Annotated in this window: 24 protein-coding genes; 3 read left to right on the top strand and 21 right to left on the bottom strand. The window is 59.8% G+C overall.

Annotated features, from left to right (window positions below; genetic code table 11):
* Window positions 1-96: 96 nt before the first annotated feature.
* Together hisS and HMPREF3104_RS06030 are read right to left on the bottom strand one after the other, a co-directional pair.
* Entirely contained in the window at window positions 97-1,374 is a 1,278-nt protein-coding gene (hisS, locus tag HMPREF3104_RS06035; protein ID WP_070494804.1) for a histidine--tRNA ligase, read from the bottom strand.
* Between the two features lie 11 nt (window positions 1,375-1,385).
* Window positions 1,386-2,030: an MBL fold metallo-hydrolase gene (locus tag HMPREF3104_RS06030; RefSeq protein WP_070494803.1), complete on the bottom strand. Its 645-nt coding sequence runs from the start codon at window positions 2,028-2,030 to the stop codon at window positions 1,386-1,388.
* Window positions 2,031-2,109: 79 nt separating this feature from the next.
* Between HMPREF3104_RS06030 and HMPREF3104_RS06025 the strand changes: the two genes are divergently transcribed.
* The 3 genes from HMPREF3104_RS06025 (at window position 2,110) to HMPREF3104_RS06015 (ending at window position 4,708) form a co-directional block, all read left to right on the top strand.
* Window positions 2,110-3,054 carry a peptidylprolyl isomerase gene (locus HMPREF3104_RS06025; RefSeq protein ID WP_070494813.1) on the top strand — a complete coding sequence of 315 codons (945 nt, stop codon included), beginning with the start codon at window positions 2,110-2,112 and terminating at the stop codon, window positions 3,052-3,054.
* Window positions 3,055-3,130: 76 nt separating this feature from the next.
* Window positions 3,131-3,457: a hypothetical protein gene (locus HMPREF3104_RS06020; RefSeq protein WP_070494802.1), complete on the top strand. Its 327-nt coding sequence runs from the start codon at window positions 3,131-3,133 to the stop codon at window positions 3,455-3,457.
* A 183-nt stretch (window positions 3,458-3,640) separates the two neighbouring features.
* The gene (locus tag HMPREF3104_RS06015; RefSeq protein WP_070494801.1) at window positions 3,641-4,708 is read left to right on the top strand and encodes an LLM class flavin-dependent oxidoreductase; all 1,068 of its coding nucleotides are present in this window, start codon (window positions 3,641-3,643) and stop codon (window positions 4,706-4,708) included.
* A gap of 108 nt (window positions 4,709-4,816) precedes the next feature.
* Here the strand turns inward: HMPREF3104_RS06015 and HMPREF3104_RS06010 are convergent, their stop codons facing one another.
* The 19 genes from HMPREF3104_RS06010 to thrS form a co-directional block, all read right to left on the bottom strand.
* On the bottom strand, window positions 4,817-6,844 hold the full coding sequence (locus tag HMPREF3104_RS06010) for a bifunctional metallophosphatase/5'-nucleotidase (RefSeq protein ID WP_070494800.1): 2,028 nt from the start codon (window positions 6,842-6,844) through the stop codon (window positions 4,817-4,819).
* A gap of 170 nt (window positions 6,845-7,014) precedes the next feature.
* A complete protein-coding gene (locus tag HMPREF3104_RS06005) occupies window positions 7,015-9,246 on the bottom strand; it encodes a RelA/SpoT family protein (protein WP_141738148.1) in 2,232 nt (743 codons plus the stop codon).
* 84 nt (window positions 9,247-9,330) lie between these two features.
* Window positions 9,331-9,885 (bottom strand): adenine phosphoribosyltransferase, encoded by a 555-nt coding sequence (locus HMPREF3104_RS06000; protein ID WP_070494798.1) that lies wholly within the window; start codon window positions 9,883-9,885, stop codon window positions 9,331-9,333.
* 18 nt (window positions 9,886-9,903) lie between these two features.
* Entirely contained in the window at window positions 9,904-11,502 is a 1,599-nt protein-coding gene (locus HMPREF3104_RS05995) for an ABC transporter substrate-binding protein (RefSeq protein ID WP_070494797.1), read from the bottom strand.
* Between the two features lie 30 nt (window positions 11,503-11,532).
* Window positions 11,533-12,696: a protein translocase subunit SecF gene (gene secF / locus HMPREF3104_RS05990; protein ID WP_070494796.1), complete on the bottom strand. Its 1,164-nt coding sequence runs from the start codon at window positions 12,694-12,696 to the stop codon at window positions 11,533-11,535.
* 2 nt (window positions 12,697-12,698) lie between these two features.
* Window positions 12,699-14,498: a protein translocase subunit SecD gene (gene secD / locus HMPREF3104_RS05985; protein ID WP_083278962.1), complete on the bottom strand. Its 1,800-nt coding sequence runs from the start codon at window positions 14,496-14,498 to the stop codon at window positions 12,699-12,701.
* A 112-nt stretch (window positions 14,499-14,610) separates the two neighbouring features.
* On the bottom strand, window positions 14,611-14,892 hold the full coding sequence (gene yajC / locus HMPREF3104_RS05980) for a preprotein translocase subunit YajC (RefSeq protein ID WP_052204050.1): 282 nt from the start codon (window positions 14,890-14,892) through the stop codon (window positions 14,611-14,613).
* A 53-nt stretch (window positions 14,893-14,945) separates the two neighbouring features.
* A complete protein-coding gene (ruvB, locus tag HMPREF3104_RS05975) occupies window positions 14,946-15,956 on the bottom strand; it encodes a Holliday junction branch migration DNA helicase RuvB (RefSeq protein ID WP_371441043.1) in 1,011 nt (336 codons plus the stop codon).
* Window positions 15,957-16,044: 88 nt separating this feature from the next.
* Window positions 16,045-16,659 (bottom strand): Holliday junction branch migration protein RuvA, encoded by a 615-nt coding sequence (ruvA, locus tag HMPREF3104_RS05970; RefSeq protein WP_070494794.1) that lies wholly within the window; start codon window positions 16,657-16,659, stop codon window positions 16,045-16,047.
* On the bottom strand, window positions 16,656-17,168 hold the full coding sequence (gene ruvC / locus HMPREF3104_RS05965) for a crossover junction endodeoxyribonuclease RuvC (protein ID WP_083278965.1): 513 nt from the start codon (window positions 17,166-17,168) through the stop codon (window positions 16,656-16,658). Before ruvC ends, ruvA begins: the two co-directional genes overlap by 4 nt.
* Window positions 17,169-17,194: 26 nt before the next feature.
* Complete coding sequence (locus HMPREF3104_RS05960; protein WP_141738147.1) at window positions 17,195-18,115, bottom strand: DUF8175 domain-containg protein; 921 nt, start codon at window positions 18,113-18,115, stop codon at window positions 17,195-17,197.
* A 1-nt stretch (window position 18,116) separates the two neighbouring features.
* A complete protein-coding gene (locus HMPREF3104_RS05955; RefSeq protein ID WP_052204039.1) occupies window positions 18,117-18,869 on the bottom strand; it encodes a YebC/PmpR family DNA-binding transcriptional regulator in 753 nt (250 codons plus the stop codon).
* Window positions 18,870-18,972: 103 nt separating this feature from the next.
* Window positions 18,973-19,833 carry an acyl-CoA thioesterase gene (locus tag HMPREF3104_RS05950; protein ID WP_070494791.1) on the bottom strand — a complete coding sequence of 287 codons (861 nt, stop codon included), beginning with the start codon at window positions 19,831-19,833 and terminating at the stop codon, window positions 18,973-18,975.
* A 33-nt stretch (window positions 19,834-19,866) separates the two neighbouring features.
* Window positions 19,867-20,313, bottom strand: coding sequence for a hypothetical protein (locus tag HMPREF3104_RS05945; protein WP_070494790.1), 447 nt, complete (start codon window positions 20,311-20,313; stop codon window positions 19,867-19,869).
* Window positions 20,310-21,413, bottom strand: coding sequence for a glycosyltransferase family 4 protein (locus HMPREF3104_RS05940; protein WP_070494789.1), 1,104 nt, complete (start codon window positions 21,411-21,413; stop codon window positions 20,310-20,312). The genes HMPREF3104_RS05945 and HMPREF3104_RS05940 overlap by 4 nt, the downstream gene beginning before the upstream one ends.
* A gap of 2 nt (window positions 21,414-21,415) precedes the next feature.
* Window positions 21,416-22,321 carry a phosphatidylinositol mannoside acyltransferase gene (locus tag HMPREF3104_RS05935; protein WP_070494788.1) on the bottom strand — a complete coding sequence of 302 codons (906 nt, stop codon included), beginning with the start codon at window positions 22,319-22,321 and terminating at the stop codon, window positions 21,416-21,418.
* Between the two features lie 7 nt (window positions 22,322-22,328).
* Window positions 22,329-22,964: a phosphatidylinositol phosphate synthase gene (gene pgsA, locus HMPREF3104_RS05930; RefSeq protein WP_070494787.1), complete on the bottom strand. Its 636-nt coding sequence runs from the start codon at window positions 22,962-22,964 to the stop codon at window positions 22,329-22,331.
* Window positions 22,957-23,574: an ATP adenylyltransferase gene (locus tag HMPREF3104_RS05925; RefSeq protein WP_052204025.1), complete on the bottom strand. Its 618-nt coding sequence runs from the start codon at window positions 23,572-23,574 to the stop codon at window positions 22,957-22,959. Before HMPREF3104_RS05925 ends, pgsA begins: the two co-directional genes overlap by 8 nt.
* Complete coding sequence (thrS, locus tag HMPREF3104_RS05920; protein WP_070494786.1) at window positions 23,555-25,621, bottom strand: threonine--tRNA ligase; 2,067 nt, start codon at window positions 25,619-25,621, stop codon at window positions 23,555-23,557. The genes HMPREF3104_RS05925 and thrS overlap by 20 nt, the downstream gene beginning before the upstream one ends.
* Window positions 25,622-25,650 lie beyond the last annotated feature (29 nt).

The following is a 25,650-nucleotide window of genomic DNA, read 5'->3' as shown; positions in this document are numbered from 1 at the left end:
GAACTTCCGCACTAAATTGGCCTAAGTCAGGTTTTAGCAACAGAAACCTAGCAGGAAAACCAGGTATGTTACAGATTTCTGTTACTTAATCGCGTGCTAGGCCTGGACAGCCGCAGCAACCGCCTCCGCGCTCAGAGCAACCGTCACCTGGGAGTGGTCCGCGAGGTTCTTCACGGTAACCTCGCCGGCCTCCAGCTCGCGATCCCCCAGCACGAGTGCAAACTTGGCGCCAGCGCGGTCAGCGCCCTTCATAGCGCCCTTGAGCCCGCGGCCGCCGTAAGCCATGTCAGTGGAGATACCAGCAGCGCGCAGCTCATTGATCAGCAGCGCCATCCGCTCTTGGGCCTTTTCGCCAATGCCAACGCCAAAGACGTCCACGCGACGCTCAACGCCCTCAAGCGTTACGCCCTCAGCTTCAAGCGCAAGCACCGTACGATCCACGCCAAGACCAAAGCCGATACCGGAGAGGTCCTGGCCGCCGATCTGAGCCATGAGACCGTCGTAACGGCCACCGCCACCGATGCCGGACTGCGCGCCCAGCCCGTCGTGGACGAACTCGAAAGTGGTCTTGGTGTAGTAATCCAGACCGCGAACCATGCGTGGGTTGATCACGTATTCCGCGCCCATGTTGTCGAGCATTCCGGTGACGGCCTCGAAGTGGGTGCGACAGCCCTCACACAGGTGGTCCAGCATCAGGGGCGCATCCGCCATCATCGCGCGGACGTCTTCACGCTTGTCATCCAGCACGCGCAGCGGGTTGATCTCCGCACGGTGGCGGGTCTCCTCATCCAACGGCAGTGCGAACAGGAAGCTCTGCAGCTTCTCGCGGTAGGCCGGGCGACACTCACGGCATCCCAAGCTGGTCAGCTCCAAACGGAAGCCGGTGAGCCCAACGGCACGGTAGCACCGATCTGCAAGCGCGATAACCTCAGCATCCAAGTACGGGTCATCCACGCCGATGGCCTCTACACCCACCTGCTGCAGCTGACGGTAGCGGCCAGCTTGCGGGCGCTCATAGCGGAAAAACGGACCGTAGTAATTCAGCTTTACTGGCAGGTAGCCACGGTCCAAGTTGTGCTCGATCACCGCACGCATGACACCTGCGGTGCCTTCCGGGCGCAGCGTCACGGAGCGGTCCCCGCGGTCAGCAAAGGTGTACATCTCCTTGCTCACCACGTCCGTGGATTCGCCCACGCCGCGTGCAAACAGGGTCGTGTCCTCAAACACCGGCAGCTCAATGTGCTGGTAGCCGGCCTGGCGCGCCTGATGCGCAAACTCATCGCGCACACGAATGAACGTGGCGGATGCCGGGGGTACGTAGTCGGGTACGCCCTTGGGGGCAGACAGGGCCTTAAAAGAGTTCTGCTCAGTCACGGTTTTTGAGCTTAGCGCCCCGCATTCGCCCGCAGGATAAATGGGTTGGTTGCCCGCTCGTGCGCCATGGTGGTCACCGGCCCGTGCCCCGGCAGCAATGTGAGTGCATCATCAAGCTCCCAGACACACCCGCGTAACGACGCCACCATGTCCCCCTCATCCGAATAATCCAAATCAGTACGCCCCACTGAGCCCCGAAACACCACGTCACCACTAAAAGCGAACTCCTCGCCCACCACCAAAACGCTTCCCGGCGAGTGGCCAGGAGCGTGACGTACGTGAAACGTCTCCCCTGCAACGGTGATTGCTTCCCCGTCTTCCAGGTGGTGGATGGTGTCTGGGAGGGGGAGCGTGTGGGCGTCGAAAAGCAGCCGCGACTGCTGCGGGATACCTTCACTGAGCATGAACTCATCCGCCGGGTGAATGTAGACGGGTGCACCTAGCTCGGCGGCATCACGGATGTGATCAATGTGGCCGTGGGTCAACACGACTGCCTCAAGCTCAGAGTTGTTCTCCTCCAGCATCTTGCGCACAACTGGCGCAGCTCCCATACCTGGGTCTACAACAAACCCGCGGCGGGTTTCCTCATCAATGCAGACGTAGCAGTTGGTGCCGTACGGACCGGCGGCGAAACCCTGGATACGCAAAGTGCTCATGCGTACGAATCCTAGGGGTTGTCGCGCGAGCTGTTAGGATTTGAGCGAACTTTTACCCTTTTTAAGAAACGAGGCGATGGTGGCAAGCAACGAAGAGCGCGGCAAGCAGGCGCTGCAGAACCTGGAGAAGGAACTGGCAGCGCGCGACCGCAAACAGGCACGCAGCCCGTGGATCACCGCAGCTGCATCGCTGGCTGTAATCGCAGCGTTGGGCGGCGGCATCTACTTCATGGCCAACCAGGACAGCAGCGATGACGTGGATAATACTGCGTCCGAATCAGAGACGACCACGCAGGAAGCTGAGGAGTTTGACGCAACTTCCTACGAGGCGGTTGCTACCGCTCGCGCAACTGCCCTGCCGGCGACGGTGGACTGCGTCTACACCGAGGACGGCCGCGATGAATACTTCAAGGGACTGCCGCAGACCGAAGGCGTGTCCACTGAGGGCACCGTCATGATCAACCTGGATACTTCCGCTGGTCCGATTGGCATGACGCTGGATCGCTCCGTGTCGCCGTGCACGGTCAACGCTATTGAGTACTTGGCGGAGGACGGCTACTTCAATGACACCGTCTGCCACCGCCTGACTACTTCTGATGGCTTGAAGGTGCTGCAGTGTGGTGACCCGTCTGGCACGGGCGCTGGTGGCCCGGGTTTCCAGTTCCCCAACGAGTTCCCCACCGATGAGGCGCTTGAAGGCGTTGACCTGACGCAGATGGGCATTCCGGAGGACGCAAGCGATGAGGAAAAGCGCCAGTACGCCTCGATGATGCTGCAGGATCCGCAGCGCTATGACCGTGGCACGATCGCCATGGCACACGCTGGCATTGACACGAATGGTTCCCAGTTCTTCTTGAACTACGGCCCGTCCGTGCTGCCGCCGCTGTACACCTACTTCGGCCAGATTGATGACGCTGGCTTGGAAACACTTGACGCTATCGCCGAAGCGGGCGTTGAAGGCGGTGCCCCGGACGGTGCGCCTGCTAAGGAAGTGAAGATTAACAGCGCAACCGTTGAAAAGTAGATCTATTGCTAACGGTTGAATCCCTGTTACTATACTTCCCGTCACAATAGATATCCGTCACAGATTGGATTTTCGCATGCAGTTCCGTAAGGGCATCATCGCTGCCGCCACCGCCGCCGCTGTTCTGACCTCTGGTGTTTCCGTCGCCGCCGCTGAGGATGGCAAGACCGGCACCACTTCGCCGACCATCAACGATGGCAAGACGAAGAAGCCGACGGAGCCGAACCAGGCTTCTCCGGCAAAGAAGGACAGCTCCTCCAACGACAGCTCCTCCAAGGAGGGCGGCTCTTCTGTAAAAGACATGGGCCCGACTGAGATCAAGGACTGGATCGCCGTGATCACCGCAGTCATCAGCCTGCTGGGCACCCTGTTCGCTTTCGGCCAGAAGTTCATGAAGCCGTAAGACAGCCCTGCTGCATTCATCACCGCCTCGCCCGTTCGGGTGAGGCGGTTGTGGTTTTTCTGACCTGTCGAGAAGCGCCTGCAGCGGGCCTTTGACCAGCAAGTTAACCCGACACCTCCCGTGACATTTCAAAGCGGAATGCTACCCTCTTTGTTGACACATCACTAAAAGAAGGGGTATCCAATGAAAGCTTTCGGTTTCTTGAGCTTCGGGCATTATGCCGTCGGCGGCCAGCGCGGGCCGTCTGCGGAGAAGATCGCCAAGATCCACCTGGAGATCGCCCAGGCTGCGGACGAGATCGGCGTGAACAATGCCTCCTTCCGCGTCCACCACTTCGTGCCACAGGCGTCCGCGCCGATGCCACTGCTTGGTGCGGTTGCCGCCACCACCAAGCAAATCGAGGTGGGCACCGGCGTGATTGACATGCGCTACGAAAATCCGCTCTACCTCGCCGAGGAGGCCGCATCTCTGTATCAGCTCTCCGGCGGACGTGTGGCCTTGGGAGTCTCCCGCGGCGCGCCCGAGGTTGCTGAGCGCGGCTGGGAGGCCTTCGGCTACAAGGGCGAGGCCCCCAACGGTGCTGACGTGGCGCGCGCCCATCTTGAGACCTTCATGGCTGCTGTCGACGGCACCGGGTTCGCCACCGCCGCACCGCTGGAGCGTCAGTACCCCAACATGTTCCAGCCCGGCTCGGCCCTGCCCGTCTTCCCCATGGTGCCCGAGTTGCGTAAGCACATTTTCTACGGCTCCGGCACCCATGCTTCTGCCGAGCAAACCGCCAAGGACGGGCTCAACCTGATGTCCTCCACCCTGGTCTCCGAGACCACCGCCGAGACTCTGGGCGAAATCCAGGCGGATCAGATCAGCCGCTACCGTGCCGCGTGGAAGAAGGCGGGCCACGATTGGACGCCGCGCGTGTCGGTGTCCCGCTCCATATTCCCCATCGTCGACGGTGCGGATATGCAGATGTTCGGCATGCACGCCTCCGGTTCCGATCAGGTGGGCGCTCTGCCCGACGTTGGCCCCACTACCTTCGGCCGCACCTACGCCGCCGAGCCGGACAAGCTCATTGAGCAGCTCAAGGCCGACCCTGCGGTCATGGCCGCCGACACGCTGCTCATTACCATCCCCACCGGAATGGGCGTGGACGTCAACGTGAAGATCTTGGAAAACTTCGCCACCCACGTCGCTCCCGCGCTGGGCTGGCAGTCGAATACCGAAGGCCCAGTCACCGGCTATCCCATCGACTAAGTCCTTCCGGTCGCCCATTGTCGCGTTGGCGCGCAATGCGTAAACCGCCGCCTCATGGCGAGGCGGCGGTCAGGCTCTCTGGCGTAGCACTAACGCAGTACTAGCGGGTTAGCCCAGGTAAGCCAGCGGGCCGAGGATCTGGTGGATTGGGAATGCGAACGCCAACGCCAGCAGGCCAAGGACGCCTACCAGGATGCCTACGATCGGGCCAGCGCCCAGGCTGGAGCCTTCAGGCTGCTCAGGTGCAGCCGGACGCTCCACACCATCAACAATGTTCTGCGGGACCGTGATTTCGGTACCTGCATCGGTGGTAATCACCAGCGGCTCGTCCTTGTAGGTGTCTGCCGGCAGGTCAATGGTCACGGTCGCGCGGCCCTGTTCACCCAGGCCCTTGTCTGCCTCAGTAACAGTGTTATCAACCTCGGCGGTTACCTCGGTCTTGCCAACCTTCACGGTGACGGTCTTCGCCTGGGGCTCACCCTCGGACGAGTAGCTGAGCGAGGACAGCACGATGGTGTTCTTCTGGCCGGCTTTCAGGCCGCCCTCCGGAAGCACCACGCCGACATCCTTCTGACCCGCGCGGACCTTTGCCTCGCCAGACTTCAGGTAGTCCACGAAGGCTGCGAGATCGTTGTAGCCAACGGTCAGCTGGTTCTCAACCCGCTTCGGGTCAATGAAGTCGTCGCCGCCGTCGAAAAGGAAGGATGAACCTGCGACACGGTACTTCTTGTCCAGCTCCATCGGCTTGCCGTCGATAGTGACGTGGGTGATCTTCTCACCGCGCGGAGCCTGGGGGTTGTAGGTGTAGGAGACGTTATCGGAAAGACCCATATCCAGGCGGGGACGGCCGGACTTCTGTGCCTGCTCATCGGTCTGCCACTGGTTCTCCAGGGCTTCCTTGATCGCAGCGCCGGAAAGGGTTGCAACGTCGATGCTGTTGCCAAACGGCTGGACACTAAAGGCCTGCTTGTATGTCACATCACCCTGCGCCAGATCATCACGGACGCCACCGGCGTTCATGATGCCAAAGTCAATGTCTTCACCCAGGAACTTCTCAAGGGCTACCAGTGCGGACTCAGCGATCATGTTGTTTGCCGTGGACTCGGTGCCGCGGTTGGTACCAGGTGCGGCGCCCGGGTTGGAGCCGCGCTTGAAGTCTGCACCAACGGTCGCAACGACCTGCTCACCGAGCTTGTCAGATTCCTTCTTGGCTTCAGCGACGATGGAAGCAACGTCCTCATCCGGAGTGATGTTCAGCGCCGCCAGATCTGCGTACTCGTACTGCTTCACGTCCAGCTCAACGATCTTCTTCGTGGCTTTGTCAAAGGTGAAGTCAAGATCCGTCACTACCTTGCCGTACTCGTATGATTGCGCGTACTTTACCTCCGCACCGAGCCCAAGATCCTTAATGTGGGAGTCACCACCAAAGACGAAGTCAACGTACTTCGCGTCCAGCTTTTCGGATGCCTCCTTGGCGGGGTCGTGGATCAGGGCGATGACAACATCCGCTTCGCCAGCGTCCTTAATCTTCTTTGCTTCCTCATTGACCTGCAGTGCCGAGTCCTTGATCTCAAGACCCTTGACATTTGCCGGGTTCGACTTGGAAACAGTCAGGTTGGAGGTGGTGCCCACGAGTGCAACCTTGACGCCGTCGCGCTCCACGATGGTGTACGGCTTCACCTCACGGGTGCCGTCCTCCTTGAAAATGTTGGCACCCAGCTGCTTGTCGTTGGTCCCCGGAATGATGCGCTCGATCAGGTCCTTGTAGCCCTTATCAAACTCGTGGTTACCAACTGCAATGCCGTCGGTGCCGATCGCGTTGACAAAGTCCATCGTGTACTTGTCATCCGAAATTGCAGAGATGAACGCCGAGCCGCCCTGGTTGTCGCCCGAGTTGGTCACGATTGTGTTCGGGTTTTGGGAGCGAATGTAGTTGATGATGCCGGCCACGTTGGCGGCACCCATCTCCCCGTTGCGAGCATTCGCTTCCAAGCGGCCGTGGAAGTCGGTGATGTTGGCAACGCGGATCTTGACCTGATCAGCCTCAGCGGCGCCTGCGAACGGCGCGACGGTGATGACAAGTGCGGTGGTTGTGGTGGCAGCGATCAGCTGGCCGGCACGACGAAGGGAAAACATGCATGAGCTCCTTGAGAAAACATGAGGAAAGTTCAGCCATGTTTGTAACCCGTTGCCATGGTTTACGCAGGGTTAGCAGAGAGCTCAAATGTGTGCGAGCTGGGCTTTACACCCGAGCTTCGCCAAAAGTTCATGTTGTGGTAACCCACGTGCCGCCTGCACGCAACCGGCTACGCGGTGACACGGTAGATGTCGAAGACACCCTCAACGTTGCGGATCTGGTTCATGATCGCGCCGAGCTGCTTCGTGTCCGAAACCTCGACGGTGAGCCTGACGTTGGCAATCCGATCGTCGCTGACATGCGATGACAACGCGCTAATAGGCAGCTTTTGCTCCGCCAATACACCGGTGAGCTCAGTGAGTAGGCCGTTGCGGTCCAAGGCTTCCACCTGGAACGTAGCAATGGATGCACTTCCGCTGCCGGTGGTGTTGGACCACGCTACGTCGATAAGCCTCTCAGGCTCATCTTTCAACTTGGTGGCATTGGTGCAATCAGCACGGTGGACCGAGACTCCCCCACCGCGGGTGACAAAGCCAAAGATCTCATCGCCCGGTACCGGCTGGCAGCACTTCGCCAACTTGGCCATCACATCCGGCTGGCCCTGGACCAGGATGCCGGGGCCGTCCGCACGCGATGCGCGCGAGATGATCTCCGCGATCGGCGCGCGCGACGCCAACGCATCCACCGCGTCGTCCTCGCTGCCATACATGGCAACCAACGCCTTCGACACATGCTGCGCCGAAACGTTGCCCGCACCAATGGCGGTATACAGCGCGTCCACATCCGCGTAGTGGAGCTGTGTTGCTACACGACGCATCCCCTCTGCCGTAAACAGCTTGTGCATCGGCAGGCCACCACGCTGCACCTCAGCAGCCAACGCATCGCGGCCGGCCTCAAGGTGTTCTTCGCGGCGCTCCTTGGCAAACCACTGGCGGATCTTCGCCTTCGCGCGTGGCGAGACCACAAAGTTTTGCCAATCGCGGGAAGGCCCAGCGTTTTGGTCCTTCGAGGTGAAGATCTCAACCCTGTCGCCAGACTTGAGCTCACTTTCCAGCGCCACCAACTTGCCATTGACCTTGGCGCCAATGCAGCGGTGGCCCACTTCCGTGTGCACGGTGTAGGCGAAATCCACCGGCGTGGATCCTGCAGGGAGGTTCACCACATCGCCCTTCGGCGTGAACGCGAAGATCTGCTGGCTGGTCAGGTCATAGCGCAGTGAGTCTAAGAACTCGTTTGGATCAGCGGCTTCCTTCTGCCAATCCAGAAGCTGGCGCATCCACGCCATCTGGTCAACTTCTTCTTGGTTGCCCTTGTGGGAGCCCTTCGTCTCCTTGTAGCGCCAGTGTGCTGCCACGCCGAATTCCGCGTTGTAATGCATCTCGTGCGTACGCACCTGCACCTCAAGCGGGCGGCCGGTGTCCGTCATCACCGTGGTGTGCAGGGACTGATAGACACCGAAGCGCGGGTTGGAAATGTAGTCCTTGAAACGCCCCGGCATCGGGGAATAGAGAGCATGCACAACACCAATCGCCGCGTAACAGTCATGCACCGAATCAACCAAAACGCGGATGCCAACAAGGTCAAAGATCTCGTTGAACTCGTGACCGCGGACCACCATCTTTTGGTAGATCGACCAATAGTGTTTCGGCCTGCCCATCACTTCGGCTTCAATGCCGTTTGCACGCAACTCGGCCTGCAATACCCGAGTAATCTCGCCGAGCGCTCTGTCTCGCGACGGCGCGCGGTCCGCCACTAGGCGCACAATCTCCTCGTACTTCTTCGGGTACAAGATGGCAAAAGCCAGGTCTTCCAGCTCCCACTTCACGCTGGCCATGCCCAAACGGTGCGCCAAAGGTGCAATAACGTCCAGAGTTTCGCGGGCCTTCTTCGCCTGCTTCTCCGGAGGCAGGAATCGCATGGTCCGCATGTTGTGCAGGCGGTCGCCGACCTTGATCACAAGCACACGCGGGTCTTCCGCCATGGCCACGATCATCTTGCGGATGGTCTCTGCCTCCGCAGCGGCACCTAAGGCCACCTTGTCCAGTTTGGTTACGCCATTGACTAGGCGGGCTACCTCTGGACCGAAATCGTTGGAAAGCTCCTCCAGGCTGTAGTCCGTATCCTCCACCGTGTCGTGCAACAGTGCGGCGACAATGGTTGTGGTGTCCATGCCCAACTCACCACAGATCGTGGCCACAGCCAGGGGGTGGGTAATGTACGGGTCTCCTGATTTGCGGTAGACGCCTTCGTGGAGACGCTCCGCGGTCTCATACGCACGGTTCAGCAGCTCAACGTCAGCCCTCGGGTGGTAGCGGCGATGGATGGACAAAAGCGGATCCAACACCGGGTTAATCTTCGGTCTACCACCACCGGTCAGCGACCGAGCAAGGCGAGCTGACATGCTACGCACACTCGGCGTCTGCCGCTTCACTGGTTTCTCATGCGTCACCGGCGCAACCTCCGATCAGGACCTCTATCGAGACCACTAGCCTAGGACGACTAGCTCAGCGTCACCGAGCTTTTCACGTCCGCCAAGGCCTGCAACCTCAAGCAGTACCACGTAGCCGACAACCTCGGCCCCAACTTGTTCAAGCAGATCGCGCGCGGCTACCAGCGTCCCGCCGGTAGCAAGCACATCATCTACAAGCACAACCTTCTTGCCTGCAAGGTCAACGCCATCGGCCGGGATTTCCAGCGCTGCCGTGGAGTATTCAGTGGTGTATTCCTGCGTCACCACCGGAGGTGGCAGCTTGCCCTTCTTGCGGATAGCCAAAATACCCAGGCCCATCTCATAGGCAACGGCAGAGCCGAGCAGGAATCCACGGGCATCAAGACCACCAATCAGGTCCGCGCCAAGGTCTTTGCTTGCTTGGACAAGGTCGTTGACCACAGCGCGCAGCGCGTCGGCGTCAGCCAGCACCGGCGTGAGATCTTCAAACAAGACCCCTTCTTCAGGAAAATCGGGCACACGTCGGATCTTGTCCGCAAGCGCCTCTTTAGCTGACTGGTAGCAAGTGTCAGAAGATTTCACAGTAGACATCTCAGTATTCGTGTCCTTTTAAGAATGAGAGGGACCATGCTGCCATCGGTTCATGTTCCAACCAATGCCAGACAGTCCCGTGTACGGCACTACGTTACCCACGTTGCGGTCAATAGCGAACGTCACGGGCTGTGCAGTGAGTGGAAGAGACGGCAAAGCGTTCCACAAGAACCCTTCCTGTGCGCGAAGCACACTTAGGTTCTCAGGCCTGTTCAGCGCTGCCGGGTATGCCGACATGGGGTCTACGGCAAACAGCAAAGCATCGGCTTGGCCTTCAAGTTCAACACGCTCCGCTGCCTCGTTGATATAAATACGTGGAAGATCTGCAAGCGTCTTGCCTTCGCCTGTCACATCAACAATTCGCACTCCAGCCGGCTCACACGTTTTAGCCATTGAGGCAATCATTGCCGCGTAGCGTTCGCTCGGATATGGAGCGGCCACGCGCAACTCCATCCCGGAAGCCTCACGTGCAGCGTCAATGTCCACGTTCAAATACGGCTGGGCAACGTCTTCCACACGGGAGGCCAACGGGTCGTCGTTATTCAGCACATGCAACGGCGCTAGCGACACCGGGCTGCCTACAGCGTCAGACGCTGCCTTGGCCACTGAACGCGGATCGATACAGCGCGAAACAGCACGACGCTTCGCTTCATCACTCCACGGACCGATCTCAGGAAACGCAAGCATATCCGTCAATTCGCCGGAAACCGTTGACACTACAAGCCGGTTACCCTCGGCATTCGGGTCGTGCCAGGTCGGTGTCGCATCCCTCAGCTCGCCAACAAGCAACGTGCCGTCAAGCGCCAACTGCTCTGAGTCGTAGGAACCCGGGTAGACCGTCAGCTCGGTTTCTACAGGCGCATCGCCGTAGAAGAACTCATTAGCAACCAGATCCACTTCGCCGTGCTCACCTACGCCAGCGATCTTGTAGGGTCCAAACGACACCTGCAGCTGCGGATCAAACGCATCGAGGTTGAAGCCGCGCCGCCACACGTCTGCAATCGGGCGAAGCACCGCCGGATCTTCGGCGCGCAAACTCTGGTTCAGCTGCTCTAGGTTCATCCCCAGCTTGGCGGCAACCGCGTGCGCAGGCAACACGGTGCCAGCTTCGAAAAGCCCACGCCAGCGCGCACCTCTGCCCTCTTTGAACACCACCGCGAACTCCTTGGAGCCGGGCGTGCACTGAAGGTCCGCGGTGTCGTCGAAAAGCGGCATGCTCGAGCCGAACACCTTTGGGTTGATCCCGGCGGTGAACGCCAACAAGTAATCAGAACACGTCACCGGAGTGCCGTCAGAAAACACGGCCTCCTGGGACAGTGTGTACTTCACTCGACGCTCCGGACCGGGAATCTCCTGGGTTTTCACCAGATCCGTGTTCGGAATCATCTGGCCGTTAGGGCCTGGGACGTAGACCCCCGGATACAGCCTGCCGGAGAGCACCTGCGCCTGTAGCGAACGTCCCTCCAACGAGCCGGCGTTGGTGGTACGTAGGTCAGAGGCAACCTGGTAGCCAAAGCGCTCGCCTGCATCACCGTCCTCACCGGAAGCGCAGGCAACTGCGCCGAGCATGCTGACACACGCTGCCAACACCCCCACCATGCGCTTGATGCGCCGCATGCGTAAAGCCTCCTTCAACCAACTGCGCGTCTAGCGCACGTTGGGTCTCCACGTGGTGGAACCACTGCCGGTTTCACCTGGATGAACAGCCTCTGTTTCTGCCTTGTGCGCAACCGGTGCGGTGACCGTACGCTTAGGCGCGAAACTAACCTCATCTACCTCGTCGGTCTCGCCACTGCGATAGCGGGCAACCTCCTCATTGTGGTCGCGGTAGCGCTTCTGGCGCTCTACAAGCGAAACCAACAGCGGAGTTGCCAAGAACAGCGAGGAGAAGATGCCTTCGATCACACCAATAAGCTGGATTAACGCGAGATCCTTCAACGTACCCACGCCCAGCATCCACACGGCAACCACCATCAAAGCCACAATCGGCAGGGCCGAAATCACCGAGGTAGAGATAGAGCGCATCACCGTCTGGTTCAGCGCCAGGTTTGCTTCCTCGGCGTAGGTAGAACGACGCGAGCCCAGAACACCGGCAGTATTCTCCTTCACCTTGTCAAACACGATGACCGTGTCATAGATGGAGAAGGTCAGCACAGTCAAAAGACCGATGATCATCGCAGGGGTGACCTCAAGGCCGAACAGGGCGTAGATACCCATGATCACGATGCCGTCCACAATCAACGCCAACATCGCTGCAAGAGCCATCTCGCGCTGCAGGCGCAACGCCACGTAGACCGCCGCAGCAATCAAGAACACGCCCATTGCCAGCAGCATGCGCTTGGTAATCGTGTCGCCCCAAGACTCAGACACCGTCGAATCACCAATAGCATCGGCGGATGCCACACCCTCAGCGTCCTTCGGCTGGTGCACTTCGTAGATAGCCTGACGTGCAGCGTCGATCTGATCCTGCGTCAAGTGCTGAGAGTTGATCTCCAGGGTACGGGCATCGCCTGCACCCACGATCTGGGTCAGCTCCGGGGTCACACCGGTTGCCTCAATAAAGGTCTCTTCCACCTGCTCAGCAACCAAGTCACCCGCAGGCATGGCGATCTTCGTGCCGCCTTCAAAGTCAATACCCAAGTTGAAGCCGCGGCCAAGCATGGCAACCACAGAGATTGCAAGGAACGCAAGCGTAAACGCGTACCAAATCTTGCGACGGCCTACGAAGTCAATCGCACCCTCACGGGTGTAAATGCGCTCAAAACGCCCGCCGACATTTTCCGTTGTTTCCACGGTAGCGGTATTGGACATCTCTATGCCTCCTCGGATTCTACGTGGGCAACAGGGCGGGGATCATGGGCAGCAGCCTCAGCCGCTGCAGCGTCTGCCCCCGTCTTGGAAACAGCTCGGTTGTGCTCTCCCACTGCAAACGCCTTGCTCATACCGTTTACTGCAGGCTTGGACCAGAAGGAACTACGCGACGCCAAAATCAACAGCGGTGCCGTAATCAGGAAGGTGACCAACAGGTCGAACACGGTAGTCAGGCCCATGGTGAAGGCGAAGCCCTTCACATCGCCAACAGCCAGCATGTAAATAATCACCGCACCGATCAGGGTCACCATGTTGCCGGTAACAATGGTTTCCTTCGCACGCTCCCAACCAGATGCGGTAGCAGAGCGGAAGGTCTTGCCCTTGCGCACCTCATCCTTAATCCTCTCGTAGATCACCACGAAGGAGTCTGCGGTGGTACCGATACCAATGACCAGACCAGCAATGCCAGACAGATCTAGGGAGTAGCCGATCCAGCGGCCAAGCAGTACCAGCGCGCCGTAGACCAGCACACCTGCCGCTGCAAGGGTGAACAGGGAGATCAAACCAAACAGGCGGTAGTAAGCGAACACAAACAGCGCCACCAGCAAAATACCAACCAGGCCTGCGTAAATACCTGCCTGCAAGGAGGCCAAGCCCAGTGACGGCGGCACCGTCATGGCGGTACCACCTGGCTCGCCATTCTCACCTGCAAATGACAGCGGGAGTGCGCCGTAACGCAGGTTGTTTGCCAGGCTGTCCGCCTCTTCCTGGGTGAACTGGCCGGTAATAGACGTTGCCGAGCCCACCGGGGTGGAGCCCTGGATCACGGGAGCGGAGATGATCTGGGAGTCCAGGGTGATGGCGATCTGCTGGCCGATCATGGCGCTAGTCAGCTGCGCCCAGGTCTGGGAGCCGTTGAACTGGCCCTCCTGGCTAAACGCGAAGTTGATCTCCATCTGACCGGTCTGAATGTTCGGACCACCCGTGATCTGGCGGCCAGTATCAATCTGCTCACCAGTCAAACGCGGTCCATCCGGGCCGGTGACGCCGGCGAGCAGCGGCACCTCGTCCAAAAGCAATACCTGCCCACGCGAAGGGTCACACGCAACAAGCGGCAAGGTCTCATCATCAGAGCCTGCCAGCGGGTCAACGGTCTGCAGCAGGCAGCTGCCCTGCATCAGTGCCATCGCGGCGAACTGCTGCGTGGGATCAGTGGACTGGCGGGTAGCACGCAACGCCTCAGCAACTTCCTGCCTGCGCTCGGATGCCTCAACCGGACCGTTCGGCTCCGGCAGCGGGGTTGCTTCAAGCTGTGGTGCTTCAGCGGCTTCCTCTTCACCCTCAGTCTGTGGGGCAAACACCTGGTTGATCGCCAGCTGTGCCTGCTCCTTAGGCATCACGCCGAGCTCAACCCACGTTGTAGCCGTATCAAGCAACGTCTGTTCAACACTGGCCGGATCCGCGGTTGGATTCTCCAGTACCGGGCGGAACAGCAGCTGAGAAGTCTGGCCGATGTTACGCACCTGAGACGTGTCATCACCCGCTGCGGTAATGACCAGAGTATTGCCGTCCACCACAACACTGGCGCCAGAAACACCCATACCGTTGACGCGGTTTTCAAGAATATTGCGGGCATCTTCAAGCTGCTCACGCGTCGGCTCAGCCCCTTGCGGGACCAAGGTGACGCGCGTGCCGCCCTGTAGGTCAATGCCCAATTTTGGCGATGCAGTCTTATCACCGGTGAAAAACACCAGCGAATAGACGCCAATAACTACGAGCGCGAACAGCGCAATGGCACGCATTGGCCATCGCCGCGTCGAGTCATGAGATCGCCGAGCGCTGCTAGACACGTGGAATTCTCCTCTTGTTACAAAGTCTAAGGTTCGCTAACCGCTAACGAGACACCGGAACATGCTACGGCATGACCTCTGCGTCTTTCTTCATCACTCCGGCCAGCTCCATGGTGACCACTACACCCGGTGCGATCTCCACATCAATTGCGCCCTGCTCCTGGCCCTGCTCGCCCACGGCCACCACAGTGCCGTGAACACCTGCCACGCTTACAATGCGATCCCCCGGAACCAGCGAAGCACGCATGGCTTCTACTTCACGTGCCCTCCTGCGCTGGGAGCGCATCATGAGCAGCGAAGGCAGAAGAAAAAGGCCGAGAATAAGAAGAAGTGGCAAGAGTTCCATGCCGCTTATCTTCGTTGCTCGGCCTAGACAAAATCAAACTACGCCAAATCAAACTAATACAGCTCAAGCTGGCCCGGAGCCTCCGGCGGCGGAGTCATGCCAAGGTGGTGCCACGCACTTGCCGTTGCCACACGTCCGCGTCCGGTACGCGCCATGAGGCCAGCGCGCACAAGGTAAGGCTCACAGACTTCTTCAACCGTGCCTGGCTCCTCACCCACGGCAATCGCCAGTGTGTTCACGCCGACAGGCCCACCGCCATGGCCACGGATCAATGAATCCAACACCGCCCGGTCAAGGCGATCAAGCCCGCGTTCATCAACATCAAAGACATTGAGCGCCGCACGGGCAGCATCCAGATCTACATGCCCGTTGCCGTTAACATCTGCCCAGTCGCGCACACGGCGCAGCAGGCGGTTTGCAATACGCGGCGTGCCACGGGAGCGCGAGGCAATCTCCACCGCGGCATCCTTATCAATGCTGACGCCCAGAATTGTTGCCGCACGCGTAACCACCCTGGTCAAATCTTCAACGTCGTAGAACTCCATCTGCGCTGTAAACCCGAAGCGGTCGCGCAAAGGTCCAGTCAGCATGCCGGCGCGTGTGGTTGCACCAACCAATGTAAACGGCGGAATCTCCAACGGAATAGAAGTTGCACCCGGGCCTTTGCCCACAATCACGTCAATACGGAAATCCTCCATGGCCATGTAGAGCATTTCTTCGGCAGGGCGCGCGATGCGGTGGATCTCATCAATAAACAGCACGTCGCCCTCCATGAGGTTCGACAGCATCGCCGCAAGATCTCCCGCACGCTCAAGTGCTGGACCAGAGGTCATACGAAGCGAGGTTCCCAGCTCCTGAGCAATAATCATCGCCATCGTCGTCTTACCCAGACCCGGCGGGCCAGAAAGCAGAATATGATCCGGTGTCACACCACGACGCTTCGCACCAGCAAGCACCAGATTCAGCTGCTCACGGACCTTCGGCTGGCCAATGAATTCATCCAGTGACTTTGGGCGTAGCGTCTTTTCAACGTCATGCTCTTCCGGCTGCGCCTTCGATGTCACCGGAGAATCCTGCGATCGCCCCGCACCTGTTCGGCGGGCAAGGTTATCCGGCAGCTGGAACTCAGTCTTTTCTATATCTGACACTGCCCTACTTCTTTCCAAGCTGCGTCAACGCCGCGCGAAGAAGCGCACTTTGGGCAATCTCCGGCTGCTCCGCCTGCAACGCCTCGACCACTGGGCGCGCGGACTTCTCTGCAAAGCCCAAACCGACAAGTGCCTCAACAACCTGCTCAGAGGCAAACGATGCCCCGCCCGCACCACTAGCCGCGCTAGGCGCCTGATCTTGTGCTGGGGCTACGGCAAAGCCCTCTAGCTTGTCCTTGAGTTCCAAGACCATGCGATCAGCCATCTTCTTGCCCACGCCTGGGATGGTTTGCAACGCCTTGGCATCACCAGCCGCGATGTGGCTCGCCAACTCTCCTGGCTGGAACACAGCAAGCGCGGCAAGCGCCAGCTTCGGGCCCAACCCGGTCACGGTTTGCAGCTTGTGAAAAATCGTACGCGCATCGGCATCGGCAAAACCGTAGAGCGTCATGCCATCATCTTTAACCACCATTGACGTCAGCACACGGCGCTTCTCCCCGCGCTGGAGCCCCCCAAGCGTTGGAGGCGTCGCAAGAAACCGGTAGCCAACCCCAGAGCACTCAATTACCGCGTGGTCAAGCCCAATCGCAATAACCTCACCATTGAGGGAATCAATCATGCCGTAGACATCCTTTCAATAAGCGGCGCACGCCAGCAGTGGCATACGGCAATCGCAAGCGCATCCGCTGCATCCGCAGGCTTCGGGGCTTCACTCAATCCCAAGATACGGGTAATCATGTTGGTCATCTGCTTCTTGTCCGCACGGCCGTTGCCAGAAACAGCCTTCTTCACCTCTGAAGGCGTGTACTGATGCACTGGGATCCCCCGCTCCGCAGCTGCCAACACCAGCACACCCACCGCGTGAGCAGTGTGCATCACAGTAGAGACATTGCCGCGTTCAAAAACCCGTTCCATGGCAACAACATCCGGACTGTAATCATCCATCCATTCCCCCACCGCACGGGACAAGCGAAGCAAGCGCTCCGCCAACTCCGCGTCCGAAGGCGTACGTGCAACTCCCACAGCGACAGGAAGTATCTGACGCCCGCGCCCGGCCTGGACCACGGACAGACCACATCGGGTCAGCCCGGGGTCAATGCCCATTACACGAAGCCCTTCAAGATTCACCACACGTACGTTCTACCACATGTGGTTTAGACGTAGTCGATGTACGTAAACCCGTCCAGATCGTGTCGACCGTGCTGGAAGACCTCTTCATCGGCTTTGCCCGAGAAGTCTCCTACCCAGTCACCGTCAACCCAGCGCATGCCAATCCGGCCAATCAACAGTTCGTCTTCACGTTCAAGTTGGTCAGGCTCAAAGAAGATAGCCAACTCAACCTGCACGAAGTCTTTCTCACACTGCAGAATCTTGTACGCCACCGGCGCAGGCATGGTGAGGAAACGCGAAGTTGCGTACTGCTCAGGGTTTTCATGCCCGCCCTCTTCACGCAGCTGCTTTGCCAACGCTGAAGACTTAGCCAGCTGCTCATACGATTCTGCAGCTACCTCATCACCACTATTTGGGTGGAACGTTGCCGTGTTCATCGCTGCAACGAGGGCACCTGCGGGCGAATGTGCATAACCGCGAGGCACCGCGCGTACCGCCTTAGTGGGGCCAGCTTGGTCGTTGACCACCATGTAGCGGGCGTTGACGTACTGCTGCTGGGTTTGCCCCTCAAGACCCTTGAACGCGTCGCAGGATCCGTCCTTCAGACCAGCATCTCCTGGAAAATCGCCGTCGTGGCCAATTGGGGTATGCGCAGGGCGTCCCAAAAAGACGTCTGGATTCACCGTCCCTGGTTCCGCATGCACGGAGTCATCCACTCCACCCGGCCAGCTGCGTTGCTGGTTACCAACCAAGGCGCCAGCGTCAACCGGGGGTGAAACAGGACCAGGTTCTTGGCGCGGCTCTAAGGCGTCAGAGTCGGGTTCAGGTCCCGCAATGCTTGTAAACACCGGACTTTCGGGTACGGGCAGCGCCTGTTGGCTGCCCACTGCACTACAGCCCGCGGGCAGCAGCGCACCCGCGGCCAAAGCACATGCCGAGAGTGCGACAGTCAGCCGCTTGTTCACACTAATCCTCCAGTTGCTCAGCAACCTCGTCCGAGATGTTCATGTTGGTGTAGACGTTTTGCACATCATCCGACTCTTCAAGCGCGTCGATGAGTTTCATCATCTTCTTTGCGCCTTCAAGATCCAGATCAACCTCAACGTCCGCGCGGAACTCCTGCTCGGAATCTTCCACCTCAATGTTTTCGGCTGCTAGTGCCTCACGTACGGCCGGAAGGTCGGTCGGCTGGCAGGTGATCTCAAAGAGCTCACCCAGGTCATTGACTTCCTCAGCACCAGCGTCCAGGACGGCCATCAGCACATCGTCCTCAGTCAGCTCGCCCTTTTGGATGGTGACAATGCCGGTGCGTTCAAACATGTAGCCAACAGAACCGGACTCACCCAGGTTGCCGCCATTCTTCGTCATGGCGGTGCGGACCTCAGTTGCCGCGCGGTTGCGGTTATCCGTCAGACACTCAATCAGCACTGCGACACCGTTGGTGCCGTAGCCCTCATACATCACGGTCTCATAGTTAGAGCCGCCAGCAATCTCACCAGAGCCACGCTTACGTGCGCGCTCAATGTTGTCGTTGGGTACGGAGGCCTTCTTGGCCTTGCGGATCATGTCATCCAGCGTCGGGTTCGCAGCTGGGTCGCCACCGCCCGTACGGGCCGCAACCTCAATGTCTTTAATCAGCTTCGCCCACAGCTTGGAACGCTTCGCGTCATTTGCTGCCTTCTTGTGCTTGGTAGTAGCCCACTTTGAATGGCCTGCCATCTCGCACCCCTTTTCGCTCGGAAGTTTTGTTTTCGGCATGCCAGTATACGCTGCAGCCAATTCTGGCTAACCACGCATCACCGGCACTGATCACTAGCACCGATCATTTACCGCGCATCGGCACCTGGGTCGCGCCTTCGCGAAGGTTGCGTGCAAGCCCCTCCTGGACAATCACCGCAACGAGGTTGCCGGCAGCATCAAAAATTTTGCCCTGGGTCAGCGCCCGCCCACTGCCTGCCGATGGCGACGACTGCCTGTACAGCAACCAATCATCGACCCGCACCGGGCGCAAGAACCACATGTTGTGGTCCAACGACGCCAACTGAACCTTCGCCTCCGGGTGCGCCTGCAACGAGGTGTAGAGCAGCGTCATGTCCGTCAGATACGTCAGCGCCTGGGCATGAAAGACATCCGTGTCAGGCAGCTGGTGGCGGTAGCGAAACCACAGGCTCCGTCCGCTGACCGTGGTCGCGTCTTGTGCATTGCTTTCGATAGGTACGTCGCGGATGTCCCACTCGTGGAACTCCTTTTCCGCATCCGGCACACCGCTCGGAATCTTCCCTCCAGGGGCAATTGCCTCCGGTCGTGGGACATCCGGCATTTGCTCGGCGTGCTCCGGTCCCTCGTCCAGGTTGTGGTGGAAACTCGCGCTCAACACAAAGCACAACTTCTCGCCTTGGTAAGCCTGCACGGTGCGTAGGGCGTAGCTGCGGCCGTCGCGAAGCGGGAGCACCTCGTAGCGCACGGGCAAGTCAGCCTCAGCAGGCCGCAGGAAGTAACTGTGCAAAGAATGCACGTATTTGCCGTCTTCAATGGTTGCGCTTGCCGCTGCCAGCGCCTGGGCTGCAAGGTGACCGCCAAACATGCGGACAAACACCAGGGCCTTCATCGCAGGGCCCTCAAACGTGGTTGGGCCAACCTGCTTGAGTGTTAAGACTCGCTCTAACTCACGGATGCTTTCCATGACAGGCAAGCCTACAACGCATCACAGCTGGATCTACAGCGGCAGCGCAGCGTATTCCGGAAGCGCAGCTGTGCCGCCAAGCCGCAGCGTACGCACCACAGGTCGAAGGCGAAGCGCGCGCGTATCAGCTACGGCATCGTTGTAAAAGCGCAGCGCAAGCAGTACGCGTGTGTCAGCATCCTGCAGCTCTGCCCCCTCACAACCTGCCGCGCGCGGACGTAGCGCTGACTCAGCGTCCAGCCTGTCGGTGAGATTGCCAGCGCTCATCCGAATCTCTTCAACAGCATGGGCATCGGCTGCTAGCTCTGGGCACGTCACGGCAAGTACGGCACAGCGTCTATCCAGGGCTGCTTGCAATGCCGCAAGCGAGCGATCCAAGCGAATGTGCAGCCGGTCCAGGCGGCGCGCAGTGAAATACGCCCATGCAGCAAACAGCGTGAGCAAGATCGCCACCACAACCCAGATCACCGTGGTGCTCACTTGGCCACCGTCACAATCTGTCCTGTGGCAACCGTTTCGTACACGGCCAGCACTTGGCTCGCCACTCGCTCCCAGTCGTAGAGCGCTGCGCGGCGCTTACCTGCGGTGATGAGGGTGTTGCGGGTGCGTGGATCGTCGATAAGCAACTGCACCTGCCTAGCTAAACCATCAGCATCACCGACAGGAAACAGCAGGCCAGCAGGCGTGTCACTCTGTGCATCAACCACTGCGGCAAACGCTTCCAAGTCACTTGCCACCACCGCACACCCTGCCGCCATGGCCTCAACCAGCACAATGCCGAAGGACTCCCCACCCGTGTTCGGCGCCACGTAAATGTCGGCTCGCCCCAGCACGCGGGCTTTCTCTTCCTCGGTGACACGCCCCATAAACTCCACCCCCGGGTGCGAGCGCTCAGCCCCACCCCCCATCACCGTCACCCGCAGTGATCCCTCGGGGCTTTTCAGCTTATCGACGCCCGCGAGCAACACCTCCAGCCCCTTCCTCGGCTCATCCAACCTGCCGAGAAAGACGATCTCAACCTCACGCGAATCGTTCGGTTCACCGCAGTGCGCGGCAAAGCGCGAGGTATCCACGCCGTTGGGAATCACAACCGGGTCTGTGCCTACCTGTTCCACCTGCCAACGCCGAGCTATTTCGGAGACCGCAATACCGCCGCTGATCTTCTCCAAGTTGGCGCGAAGGATCGGCAGTGCGGCTTTCAGCGCCACCGAAGAAGCTGCAGACGCGTGGTAGGTAGCCACGATTGGGCCATCAGCGTAACGCAGTGCCGCCAACGAGAAGCTTGTCGCATTCGGCTCGTGGACATGCAAGACGTCAAACTCGCCCTGTGCAATGAACTGTCGGGTTACACGCCGCATATGTGGGCCGAGCGAAAGCCTGGCAACGGAACCGTTATACGGCACGGCAACAGCGGGCCCGCCGCGGGTGACAAAGTCGGGCAGATCCGTGTCCTCGGAGGCTGGACCGAGTACCCGCACCTCGTGGCCGCGGGCAATCAGGGTCTGCGCCAGATCCAACACGTGCGCCTGCACGCCACCGGGCTCATCAAAGGAGTAGGGACACACCATGCCAATGCGCATGTCTAGCTCCCCTCCTGTTTCCGCCTGCGGTCTTTATCCGCAGGCCACAGCGGCTGCAGCATGTGCCAATCTGCCGGGTGGGCGGCGATGTTGGCAGCGAAGTGGTCAGCGACGCGCTGGGTTGTCTTTTCAAGCGTGTCCACGGCAATCGGCGGGTCCACCTTCAACCCCCATCCGCCCTGACCACGCACACCGTCAGTGAACCAGGAGTGGGCAACCAGAAGTTCAGCGCCCGTATCCATCGCCAGCTTTGCAGGCCCTACCGGAAACGTCGTCTCCTCACCGAAGAACGTCACCGGAACGCCACGACCAGAAAAGTCGCGCTCCCCCATCAGACACACGATGCCGCCGGCTTCCAGAACCTCTTTCAGGCGCATAAATGGAGCGACCGGCCCGCCTGTCAGTGGCACCACCTCGAAACCTAAAGACTCCCGGTAGTCCACGAAGGCATCAAACAAGACCTCAGGCTTGACACGCTCAGCGACGGTGGTGAAACTGCCGTAGTTGCGAGTAAGGAACAGGCCGGCAAAGTCCCAGTTGCCGGAGTGCGGCAGGGTGAGCACAACGCCCTTGCCCTTAGCCAGTGCCGCTTCGAGATGCTCCAACCCCTCGACGCCCGCACTGTAGCGGTTGAGCAGCGCATCATCGGTGGCAATACGTGGCAGGCGAAAGGCCTCCATCCAGTAGCGAGCGTAGGAACGCATGGCATCGCGCACAAGTCGGCGTGTGACATGCCCAGGGCCCACCACGCGGGCCAGATTTCTGCGGAGCTGCTCCATGCCGCGGCCGTAATCGCTGACTTGGTCAGCGCCGAAGCGAAAGAGCGGCCAGGTCACGCGCCTTGGCAGTGCACCGACAAGGCGCCACCCTGCCAAGTAGCCGTAAGCAACGAGATTTTCAGCCCTCATCTACGCCTCACGCTCCAGGCGGCGGTGCTAGTGGAGCCGTCGCTCGCGGATCACGCGCAGCAATCATCAAGCGTTGCACCACTGTGAACACGGATCCCACCAGCAGCAACCACACGGCAACTTCTACCGAGTGCGGCACCCCAAAGCCTTCAAGGCCCAAGCCCACCAGCGCCACAATCAGGCGCTCTGGTCGCTCCACCAGCCCACCGACAATTTTGATGCCGCCGGCCTCAGCACGCGCCTTGATGTAGCTGATGGTTTGGCTGAGCACCAGCACAGCCAAACACGCTGCAACGTGTGCCGGGTGTGCGTGGTCTACGTAGATCAGCCACATGGCGATAGCGCCAAATAGCGCTCCGTCTGTAATACGGTCACAACTTGCATCCAGCGTGGCGCCATAGGCCGTTCCCCCGCCGCTAAGGCGCGCCATCGTGCCGTCAACCATGTCAAACGCCGAAAACAGCCCAATGGCAATGGCCGCTGCCACCAAGTAGTCGGCCGGAATGAGCACCGCAGACAACGTCACTGCGACAACGGTGCCAACCACCGTGGTTATGTTCGCACTCACACCGGCATTCAGCAGGGCTTTGGCTACCGGTTCCACGAAACGGCGTGCCGGTTTGCGCCCATGCACACTAAGCATTGTCTGTCTCCGATTCGGGTGTGTTCGATCGCGTCGGTGAAGTCTGCGGGGTCGATGCCACTTCTGCCCAGCCATCTGCAAGCAGCTGCCTCGTATCACGCAGCAGCTGCGGCAATACCTTCGTGCCGCCAACGACAGTCATAAAGTTACTGTCTCCGGACCACCGCGGCACAACGTGTAGATGCAGGTGGTCTCCCACTGACCCACCTGAGGCTTTGCCAAGGTTGAGCCCCACGTTGATCGCTTCGGGCCGTGACACATGTTTCAAGGTCCGCACTGCAAGCTTGGCAAACTCGCCGAGCTCTGCGGTCTCCTCATCGGTAAGGTTTTCCAGCTCAGCAACCTTGCGGTACGGCACCACCATCATGTGTCCAGAGTTGTACGGGTACAGGTTGAGCACCGCGTACACGTGCTTGCCGCGCGCAACAATCAGCCCATCCTCATCGTCCATCTTCGGGATGTCTAGGAAAGGATCGGAGCTTTTCTTGCTTGCCGACGCATGACGTGCAATATACGCCGACCTATACGGTGCCCAGAGGCGCACAAGGCGATCCTCGTCGCCTGCGCCCTGGTCAACGTAAGGCGGGTTATTAGCCGCGTCGCGCTGCAATTGCGGCCTCGTTCGGCTGATCGTTGATCTTCTCGCCAACCCAAGCGGCGATCAATTCCACAGCCTCATCAACGGGCACGCCGTTGATCTGGCTGCCGTCGAGGAAGCGGAAGCTCACCGCGTTCGCATCCACGTCACGCTCACCCGCGAGCAGCATGAACGGCACCTTGCCGGTGGTGTGGGTGCGGATCTTCTTCTGCATGCGGTCATCCGAGTGGTCCACCTCAGCGCGCAGGCCACGAGCACGTAGCTGGCCAACAACGCCCTCAAGGTGATCCGCAAACGCGTCCGCCACCGGAATGCCAACCACCTGGTGCGGGGCCAGCCATGCCGGGAAGGCGCCAGCGTAGTGCTCCAACAGCACGCCGAAGAAACGCTCAATGGAGCCAAACAGTGCACGGTGGATCATTACCGGGCGCTTCTTGGAGCCATCCGAGGAGGTGTACTGCAGGTCAAAACGCTCCGGAAGGTTGAAGTCCAGCTGCACCGTAGACATCTGCCACGTACGACCAATGGCGTCGCGGGCCTGCACCGAAATCTTCGGACCGTAGAACGCCGCACCGGCAGGATCCGGTACCAGCTCCAGGCCGGACTTCTCAGCCACAGACTGCAAGATGTTGGTGGAGCGCTCCCAGATTGCATCATCACCGATGTACTTCTCCGGGTCCTTCGTAGAAAGCTCCAGGTAGAAGTCATCCAGGCCGTAGTCCTGCAACAGCGAGATAATGAACTCCAGCACGCTGGTCAGCTCTTCTTCCAGCTGCTCCTCGGTGCAGTAAATGTGCGCGTCATCCTGGGTAAAGCCACGCGCGCGGGTGAGGCCATGCACCACACCGGACTTCTCGTAGCGGTACACGGTACCGAACTCAAACAGGCGCAGCGGCAGCTCACGGTAGGAACGCCCGCGGGAGTCAAAGATCAGGTTGTGCATCGGGCAGTTCATCGGCTTGACGTAGTAGTCAACCGGCTGCTTGGTCACATTGCCTTCATCATCTACCTCGCCGTCCAGCTTCATCGGCGGGAACATGCCCTCGGCGTACCAATCCAGGTGACCCGACTTCTTAAACAGGTCACCCTTGGTCACGTGCGGGGTGTTTACAAAGGAGTAGCCAGCAGCCACGTGACGCTCACGGGAGTGCTGCTCCATCACCATGCGCACAATGCCGCCATCCGGGTGGAACACCGGCAGGCCAGAACCAACCTCATCCGGGAAGGAGAACAAGTCCATCTCATTGCCCAGGCGGCGGTGGTCACGCTTCTCCGCCTCGGCCAGCATGGTCAGGTACTCATCCAGCTTCTCGGTGGACTCCCACGCCGTGCCGTAGATGCGCTGCAAACCAGCGTTGTCCTGGTCACCACGCCAGTAGGCCGCCGAGGAACGGGTCAGCGAAAACGCCGGGATGTACTTGGTGGTGGGAATATGCGGGCCACGGCACAGGTCAGACCACTCAACCTCACCCGTGCGTGGGTTCAGGTTGTCGTAGTAGGTCAGCTCGCCAGCACCTACCTCGGTCGCCTCATCCGAGTCCGGGTCCACGTTGCCCTTGTCCTGGATCAGCTCAAGCTTGTAGGGCTCGTCTGCCAAACGCTCTGCGGCTTCTTCCTGGGAGGCGAACACGCCGCGAGCGAACTTCTGCCCCTGTTTGATGATCTTCTTCATCCGACGCTCAAGCGTCTTCAAGTCCTCAGGAGTAAACGGCTCGGCAACGTCAAAGTCGTAATAGAAGCCGTCATTAATCGCCGGGCCAATGCCCAGCTTGGTGCCGGGGAACTCGGCCTGGACGGCCTGGGCAAGCACGTGTGCGCAGGAGTGGCGGATCACGGAGCGGCCCAACTCAGTATTGGCCGGAACCGGCGTAAACGTCGCGGTTTCCTCCGGCACGTGCGACAGGTCCTTCAGGTTGCCCTCTACATCCTGGACAACCACGATGGCCTGCTCACCCTTGTTCGGCAGGTTGAGCTCCCGCATTGCGGCACCAACAGGTGTGCCGGCGGGAACCTCAAACGGCTCAAACTCCAAAATCTGCCTTGCTGTTGCTTCTGCCATAGCCAGGTGCGCTCCTTTGCGCCTCAAGG

The sequence above is a fragment of the Corynebacterium sp. HMSC30G07 genome (genome assembly GCF_001806945.1).
Classification (GTDB): domain Bacteria; phylum Actinomycetota; class Actinomycetes; order Mycobacteriales; family Mycobacteriaceae; genus Corynebacterium; species Corynebacterium riegelii.
Note: the sequence above shows the minus strand (reverse complement) of the source record. Positions and strands in the feature narration are given on the sequence as shown.

Coding starts and splice junctions, on each gene's coding strand:
- ruvA (WP_070494794.1), bottom strand. CDS start 16,659: ATGATTGATTCCCTCAATGGTGAGGTTATTGCGATTGGGCTTGACCAC.
- HMPREF3104_RS06015 (WP_070494801.1), top strand. CDS start 3,641: ATGAAAGCTTTCGGTTTCTTGAGCTTCGGGCATTATGCCGTCGGCGGC.
- HMPREF3104_RS06020 (WP_070494802.1), top strand. CDS start 3,131: ATGCAGTTCCGTAAGGGCATCATCGCTGCCGCCACCGCCGCCGCTGTT.
- HMPREF3104_RS06005 (WP_141738148.1), bottom strand. CDS start 9,246: ATGTCAGCTCGCCTTGCTCGGTCGCTGACCGGTGGTGGTAGACCGAAG.
- pgsA (WP_070494787.1), bottom strand. CDS start 22,964: ATGCTTAGTGTGCATGGGCGCAAACCGGCACGCCGTTTCGTGGAACCG.
- HMPREF3104_RS05950 (WP_070494791.1), bottom strand. CDS start 19,833: ATGGAAAGCATCCGTGAGTTAGAGCGAGTCTTAACACTCAAGCAGGTT.
- thrS (WP_070494786.1), bottom strand. CDS start 25,621: ATGGCAGAAGCAACAGCAAGGCAGATTTTGGAGTTTGAGCCGTTTGAG.
- HMPREF3104_RS05955 (WP_052204039.1), bottom strand. CDS start 18,869: ATGGCAGGCCATTCAAAGTGGGCTACTACCAAGCACAAGAAGGCAGCA.
- HMPREF3104_RS06030 (WP_070494803.1), bottom strand. CDS start 2,030: ATGAGCACTTTGCGTATCCAGGGTTTCGCCGCCGGTCCGTACGGCACC.
- HMPREF3104_RS06000 (WP_070494798.1), bottom strand. CDS start 9,885: ATGTCTACTGTGAAATCTTCTGACACTTGCTACCAGTCAGCTAAAGAG.
- HMPREF3104_RS05995 (WP_070494797.1), bottom strand. CDS start 11,502: ATGCGGCGCATCAAGCGCATGGTGGGGGTGTTGGCAGCGTGTGTCAGC.
- HMPREF3104_RS06010 (WP_070494800.1), bottom strand. CDS start 6,844: ATGTTTTCCCTTCGTCGTGCCGGCCAGCTGATCGCTGCCACCACAACC.
- HMPREF3104_RS05935 (WP_070494788.1), bottom strand. CDS start 22,321: ATGAGGGCTGAAAATCTCGTTGCTTACGGCTACTTGGCAGGGTGGCGC.
- secF (WP_070494796.1), bottom strand. CDS start 12,696: ATGTCCAATACCGCTACCGTGGAAACAACGGAAAATGTCGGCGGGCGT.
- HMPREF3104_RS05940 (WP_070494789.1), bottom strand. CDS start 21,413: ATGCGCATTGGCATGGTGTGTCCCTACTCCTTTGATGAGCCCGGTGGC.
- yajC (WP_052204050.1), bottom strand. CDS start 14,892: ATGGAACTCTTGCCACTTCTTCTTATTCTCGGCCTTTTTCTTCTGCCT.
- secD (WP_083278962.1), bottom strand. CDS start 14,498: ATGCGTGCCATTGCGCTGTTCGCGCTCGTAGTTATTGGCGTCTATTCG.